Source organism: Neoroseomonas soli, from assembly GCF_018129065.1.
Lineage (GTDB): Bacteria > Pseudomonadota > Alphaproteobacteria > Acetobacterales > Acetobacteraceae > Neoroseomonas > Neoroseomonas soli.
Genome location: NZ_JAAEDM010000142.1, coordinates 1 through 6,631, shown reverse-complemented (window position 1 = coordinate 6,631; position 6,631 = coordinate 1). Strand labels below are relative to the sequence as shown.

Annotated in this window: 1 protein-coding gene; it reads right to left on the bottom strand. The window is 74.9% G+C overall.

Features of this window, described 5'->3' with window-relative positions:
- Positions 1–6,631 (bottom strand): hypothetical protein (locus GXW76_RS24550; protein WP_211864774.1); only part of this gene is annotated, 6,631 nt, incomplete at both ends.

The window sequence follows — 6,631 nt, the reverse complement described above, 5'->3', positions numbered from 1 at the left end:
ATCCGCCACCGCGAGCGTCGCGCTGCCACCGAAGCCGCTGCTGCGCAGCGTGGCGTCGCCGCCCGCCGAGAGCCCGAGCCCGACCAGCGCGCCCGAGGCATCGCGCCCGCCGCCCAGCGCGCCGATGGCATTGCCCGCCCGGTCGAGGCTGACCGTCCCGCCCGCCAGCGCCGCAAGCCAGGCCGCGCTGATCGTGCCGCCGGTCTGCAGGATGTCGCCGCCGCTCGCCACGCCGCCCGCGAAGCCGCCGGTGCGCAGGATGACGTGCCCGTTCGGCCCCGCCGCCGAGAGGCTGCCGGCCAGGGTCAGCGTCGACGCTTCCAGCGTCAGCACGCGGTCGGTGCCGACCGAGATCGGCACATCCACCGTCAGCGCCAGCGCATTGCGCAGCGTGATGTCGCCACCGGCGGACAACGCGGTCAGATCCTGGATCTGGTTGCGCGCCGTGCCGTCCGGATTGCTCCCGGCAAGGCGGATGGCGCCCGCCGCGGTCGCCGCCAGCGTCGCTGCCGACAGGCGCGCGCCGCCGGCCTGCAACAGGTCGCCGGCGCCGGCATCGAGTGTCACGGTGCCGCTGGAGAGGACGTCGTTCAGCACCAGGGAAGCCGCGGCGATGTCGATGTCCCCGGCCACGCCCGTGCCGGCGCCGCCCGCACCGACCACGGTGGCCGTGAGCGTCCCGGTATTGCGGAAGACCACGCCGTCCCGTGCCGTTGCGGCCAGCGTGCCGACTGCGTTGTCGCCGCTCAGGCGCACCTCGCCTGCCGTCGCGGTGGCGGCGAGCGCCGTCGCGCGCACGGCGGCCTGCGCCGTGGTGCCCGTGATGTCGCCCGCGGTCGCGGTCAGGCTCACCGCGCGGCCCGGCGCCTCGATGGTTGCCTGGCCCGGCGCGAGGCCGGCGGTGGAGAGGGTGATGTCCGCCCCGCGATAGGTCACGTCGCCGCCGGCGCTGGTGCCTCGCACCTCGAGCGCGCCCTCGGTGGCGACGGAAACGGCGCCGAGCGCCGCCGCCTGGATCACCGGCAGGCTGTTGCCGGCGAGGTCGATCTGCACCGTCCCCGCGCCCGCCAGTGCGGTGAGGCCGAGTGCGCCGACGGACAGCCCGCCCGCCGTCTGGGTGATGGTGCCGGCACCGCCCGCCGTGAGAGCGAGTTCCAGCCGGCCCGCCGCGGTGGGGTCGAGCGTCCAGGCACCCGAGAGCCGGATATCCGGCGCAGCGGCGAAGACCGTGCCGCCCTGCGCGTCGAGCAGCGCGAGTTCCGCCGCGGTCAGCCGCGCCGTGCCGGCATCGGCCGCCGCGCCGCCGAGGCTGAGCGTGCGCGGCGAGAGGATCTCGATCCGCCCCGCGGTACCCGCGCCGGTTTCCACCAATGCGTTGAGCGCGAAATCCGGCGCCTGGAGCGTGATGGTGCCGCCCGCGCCGGCGAAGATCGGCGCGGCGATGGTGAAGAGGCCCGTGCCGGCATCCACCCCCGCGCTCGTCACGCGCACCGCCCCGCCGGCGCGGATGCTCGCCACCGGGTCACCGAGGCCCTGATCGAGGCTGCCGATGCGGCTGTCCGCCGTGCCGATGGCGATGTCGCCATTCGCGTAGGCGCTGAGCCGCGCGACCGAGAGCGCGAAGCCGTCCGCCACGATGTCCCCGCCGCTGCGCAATTCCAGCGCCATCGGGCCGCCGGGCTGGGTCAGGTCCAGCGCGCCGCGCAGGGTGATGGTGCCGGAACTCGTCGCATCGGTCGGCGCCTGGCTGCCGATGACCAGGCGATCCGCGGTGACGCGCTGGATCGCGTCGGCGGTGATGGTGGTGGTGTCGAGCCCGCCGAAGCCACCGAGCCCGATCGTGCCCCCGGCGGTGAAGGGGGCGAACTGCACCGTCCCGCCGGGCGCGTAGAAGGGCACGTCCGCGAGCAGCGGCGCGACGCTGACGCCGTTGGAGAAGATGGAGATGCCGCCGCCCGCGGCCGTGACCGGCGCCGCGACCTGCAGGTCGGTCAGGCTGTTGGCGATCAGGAAGGTGCCGCCATTGGTGACGACGACGCCGTTCGTGCTGGTGGCCGAGGTGCCGAAGCCGGCGACGATGCGCGCGATCTCGTTCGCCCCGCCGAGGTGGATGTCGCCCCCGGCCGAGGCGGAGAGATCCTGCGTGCGGATGATGCCGCCGGTCTGGGTGATGCTGCCCGCGGCCGGCGCATCGAAATCCGCCCCGGTGCGCAGCACCACATGGCCGCCCAGGGTATTCGCCGAGACGTTGCCGGCGAGCGTGAGGGTGGGGGCCTCGAGCACCACGCCGCCGCCGAGGAGAGCGGTCGAGCCCGCCGCCTCGACCGTCAGCGCGTCGGCGTTGCGTAGCGTCAGGGTGCCGCCGGCGGCGGTCGCGTAGAGGCTGGCGACACGGTTGAGATCGCCCGCGCCCGCCATGGCGCCGCCGCCGTCGAGCGTCACGTCGAAGGCGGCCGCGACCAGCAGCCGGTCCGCCAGGATCGGCGCGCCGAGGACCTGCAGGATGCTGCCGGTGGCGGAGGAAAGGTCGACCTCCGCCCCCGCTGCGGCGATGCCGGGCGCGGCCAGGTGGTAGGTGCCGTCGGCGCGGAAGACGAAGCGTTCGCCCGCCGCCACCCCGCCCGAAACCTGCGTCACCGAATTCAGCAGCCCGGGCGATCCGAGCAGCACCGAGCCCGCATCGGCGAGCAAGGAGAGCCGGCTCGCCGCCACGCCGCCCATCGCCGCCTGCACGATGTCGCCCCCGGTCGCGTGCAGCCGCAGCAGCCCATCCGCCGTCGGCAGCGTGAAGAAGGCGTTGAGCGCGATCGCGCCGCCCTGCAGCAGCACGTCGTTCACGCCGGAGAGCACGCTCGCCGCCCCCCCGACGGTGAGCGTGCCGGCGCCCGCCTCGCCGCGGCCGACGACCACATGGCGCGCGCCGAGCGCGCTGAGCGTCGCCCCCGAGAGGAACAGCGCGCCGGGATCGTCGAGCCCGATCGAGATTCGGCGCGCGAGGTCACGCGGCGCGACGACGATCGTCCCGTCCAGGTTTGGCACGCTGCCCTGGTTGCCGGCACCGAGGAGGCCATTCACCGTCAGGCGGTCGGCATGCAGCGTCAGCACGCCGTCCGTCGCATTCGCCCAGACCCCGAACACGCCGTCGAGCAGGCCCGGCTGGATGGTCAGGTCGCCAGCCGAGAGCGTGACGGAGCGGCCGAGCACTCCCGCGATGTCCACCGCCCCGTCGCCCGGCAACGGCACGGCGGTCACGCTCCCCGTCGTCAGCGCGCCGGCGGTGTCGAGGGCGAAGAGCCCGGTGGCCTGGGCCGCGACGCGGCGCACCTCGTTGCTGCCCGCCGTGAGGTCCACGTCGCCGGTGGCGCGCACGCCGAGCGCATCGGCGACGATCCGCCCCGTGGCTTCCTGCGTGATGCCCGGACCGGCGCCGAGGCGCACCTGGCTGACCGGCACGGGCTCGTCGAGGCCGACGGTGCCGGCGATGGTCATGGCACCGACAGAGACCAGCCGGATCGAACCGGAGGCGAGGCTGGCCCCGGCATTGACGCGCAACGTGCCGTCACTCTCGACCGAGAGCGAGCCGACCGCGGCGGACTGGGTGGTGATCGTGCCGTCCAGGGCGAGGTTGCCTGCCGCGGCGAAGGCGAGCGTGCCGCCCACCGTGCTGGTGCCCAGCACCGCCACCTGGTTGCGGTCGACCCCGGTCGGGGCGAGCAGCGCATCGCCCCCTGCCGTCACCTCGACGCGCCCGGCGGTGATCGCGGCGCCGGTCGCCGCCTGCCGGATTTCCCCGGTCGTGGCCTCGAGACGCAGCGTGCCCGCGCCGGCGCCGATCGGTGCATCGATCTGCAGCCTGCCGGCATCGGCGACGAGGGTGATGGTGGCGTCGCCGCCGCCGGTCGCCGCGAGCGGGCCGGCGAGGGTCAGGGCATCGGCGCTGCGGAAGGCGAAGCCGTCGGCGAAGGCGATGCTGCCGAGCGCGCCCACCTGGTTCGGCGCGGTGGCGAGGCCGACCGCCCCTTCGGCATCGAGGTTGAGCAGGCTGGCGGTGATGATCCCGCCCACGCCCTGGGTGATGGTGCTCGCCGCCCCGCCGCCCGTGGCGCGCAGGTCGACCACGCCATCGGTCGCGAAGGTCAGCAGCGGCGCGTTGAGCAGGATCGCGCGGGCTTCGAGCGACAGGGTGGCGCCGGGCGAGGACGCCTCGGCCGCGGCGTTCACCACCAGCCCGGCGGTCGTGGTGAAGGAGATGTCGCCGGCCGCCGCATACAGCGAGCGCGGCCCTGCCGCGCCGGCCGGCGTCCCGCCATTGACCAGGCGGAAGGCGCCCTGGCCCGTGAGGAGGATGTCGCCCGTCGCGCTGTGCGCGACAAGGTCGGAAATCCCGCCCGAGGCGACGAGGAGCCCGGCCGCGCCCTGGGTGATCGCGTCGGCGGAGTAGAGGTGGATTGCGCGTCCCGTGGCGCCGTTCGCGGTCAGCCGCGCGGCGCCGAGGCCGATCGCCCCGCCGGTGGTCTCCAGGCGCAGGGAGGGCGCGGTGATGTCGGCGCCCACGGTGATGCCGTTCGCGCTGATGAGCGACAGCCCGGCGGTCGGCGCCACCGCCGCAGTCACCGCGAGGCCCTGGGCGTCGATGGTTTCGGCCGCCTCTCCGACGATGCTGGTGCGGCCGATCCTGAGCGTGCCCGCCGTGATGGCGTTGAGGTCGGCCGTCGCCAGTTCCAGCGTGCCTGGCGGATTGCCGGCCGTCCCGATCTGCACGGCGTAGGTGGCATTGCGCGGGCCGATCTCGACCGTGCCGGCGGCGCCGGCGGAGATGGTCCCGCCACTTGCGTCCAGCGCATCCACGCGCAGGCTGATCGTGTGCCCGTCCGGCGCGGCGATGTTGCCCGGCACGGTGAGGTTGTCGGCGATGATGCGGACGTCGCCCGCGCCTGTCGCGACGACCCCCGGCTGGCCGGAGGCGACGGTGACCGCCGTGCCCGTCAGGGTGACCCCTTCGCCGCTCGCCTGCCGCACGCCGAGCGCGCCGCCCGCCGTGAAGGAGAGCGCGCCGGTGGCGCGCGCATCGAGCCCGGCGACGGTGTTCGCCGCCGTCAGCATCACCGAGCCCGCGCCCGAGGCTGCGCTGCCGTCGGCGCCGCGGATGGTCAGGAGCCCGTTCGGGGTGGCGCCGCCGCTGCCGCCGAGGGCGAGCGCCGTGGTCTGCGTCACCGCGCCATCGGTGTTGATCGTGAGGTTGCGCGCGGTGATGACGCCCTGGATCTGCACCCCGCCGTCGGCGGCCGTGGCGGTCAGGTAGGCGTCGTTCCGCGCGGTGCCGCCGGTGCCCGCGGTCAGCGGGCCGTTGATGGTCAGCGCGCGCCCGCGCAGCGTGAAGTCGCCGGCCTCGGTGCTGCCGGCATCGAGCCGCAGCGTGCCGTTGTCGCCCACCAAACTGACCAGGCGGGTACTGCCGGTGACGGCGACGGTCAGCGGCAACTCTCCGGTCGGGTCCGCGACGCCGCCGACGCCGATGCGGAACAGGCCCGAGCCCGCCGCCTGGGTAATGTCGCGGTTGGCCGACAGCGCGACGCTCTCGGCCAGCAGCGTCCCCTGGAGCGAGATGCCGGGGTTGTTCTGGTTCGGGTTGCCGGGGACATCGGCGGTCAGCGTCGCGATGCCATTGACCGCGAGGGTCTGGCCGCCGCCGAGGATCACCCGGTTCGTGCTGCGCAGGGTGAAGTCGCCGTCGGCCGTCCCGCCGGTCTGCAGCCGGATGCGGCCATTGTCGCCGGCGAGCGTCACGTTGCCCGTGCCGGTGACCGTCGCGGCGAGGTCCAGGTTCGTCGTCGCGTCGGTACGGTGCCGCAGGGTGGTGCCGGCCGCCTGGGCGATGCCCGTCGCCGCGGTCAGCGCCATGGAAGTGGCGAAGGCGTCGGCGTTGATGGCGATGGCGCCCGTCGTCGCGGTGACGTTCAGCGCGCCCGCCACATCGACCGCGGCGCCGACCGTGACGTTGCGCCCCGCTGTCAGCGTCAGCCCGCCATTGGCCTTGGTGATCGCGGAATCGACGATGATGTCGCGCGCGGCATCGAGGGTGACGGTCCCGGCGAAGCCGGTGATCGCCGCCGTCGAGATGCGCGTCCATTCGGTGGCCGCGCCGGTGTTGGCGGTGACGCTGCCGGTCGCGGTGGTGATCTCGACCGTGATGGTTTCGCCCGCTGGCAGGCCGCCCGGCGTGGTGGGCAGGGCGGTGTTGCTGACGATGATGTTGTCCGGGTCGATCAGCAGCTCGCCGTTGGTGCCCGCGGGCGCGCGGACGTCCACCGTGCCCGCGGCCTCCAGCACCCCCTGGCCGGAGAGTTCGACGAAGCCGCCATTGCCTCCGCCGGGGCCGCCGCGGGCGGACAGCGTGCCGCGCATCTCCGTGCGTTCGAGCGAGTTCAGCACCAGCATGCCGCCATCGCCCGTGCCGGTGGCGTCGGCGCGGATCTCGGCGCCGCTCTCGACGATGGTGCGCCGGGCCATGGCCTGGTTGCGCCCGCGCCCGGTGGTGCCGACCAGCACCTGCCCGCCGCCCGCGCCGCCCGAGGCATCGACCCGCGCCGTGCCGCCGACCGCGACGGTGCCCGTCGCCTGCAGCGCGACG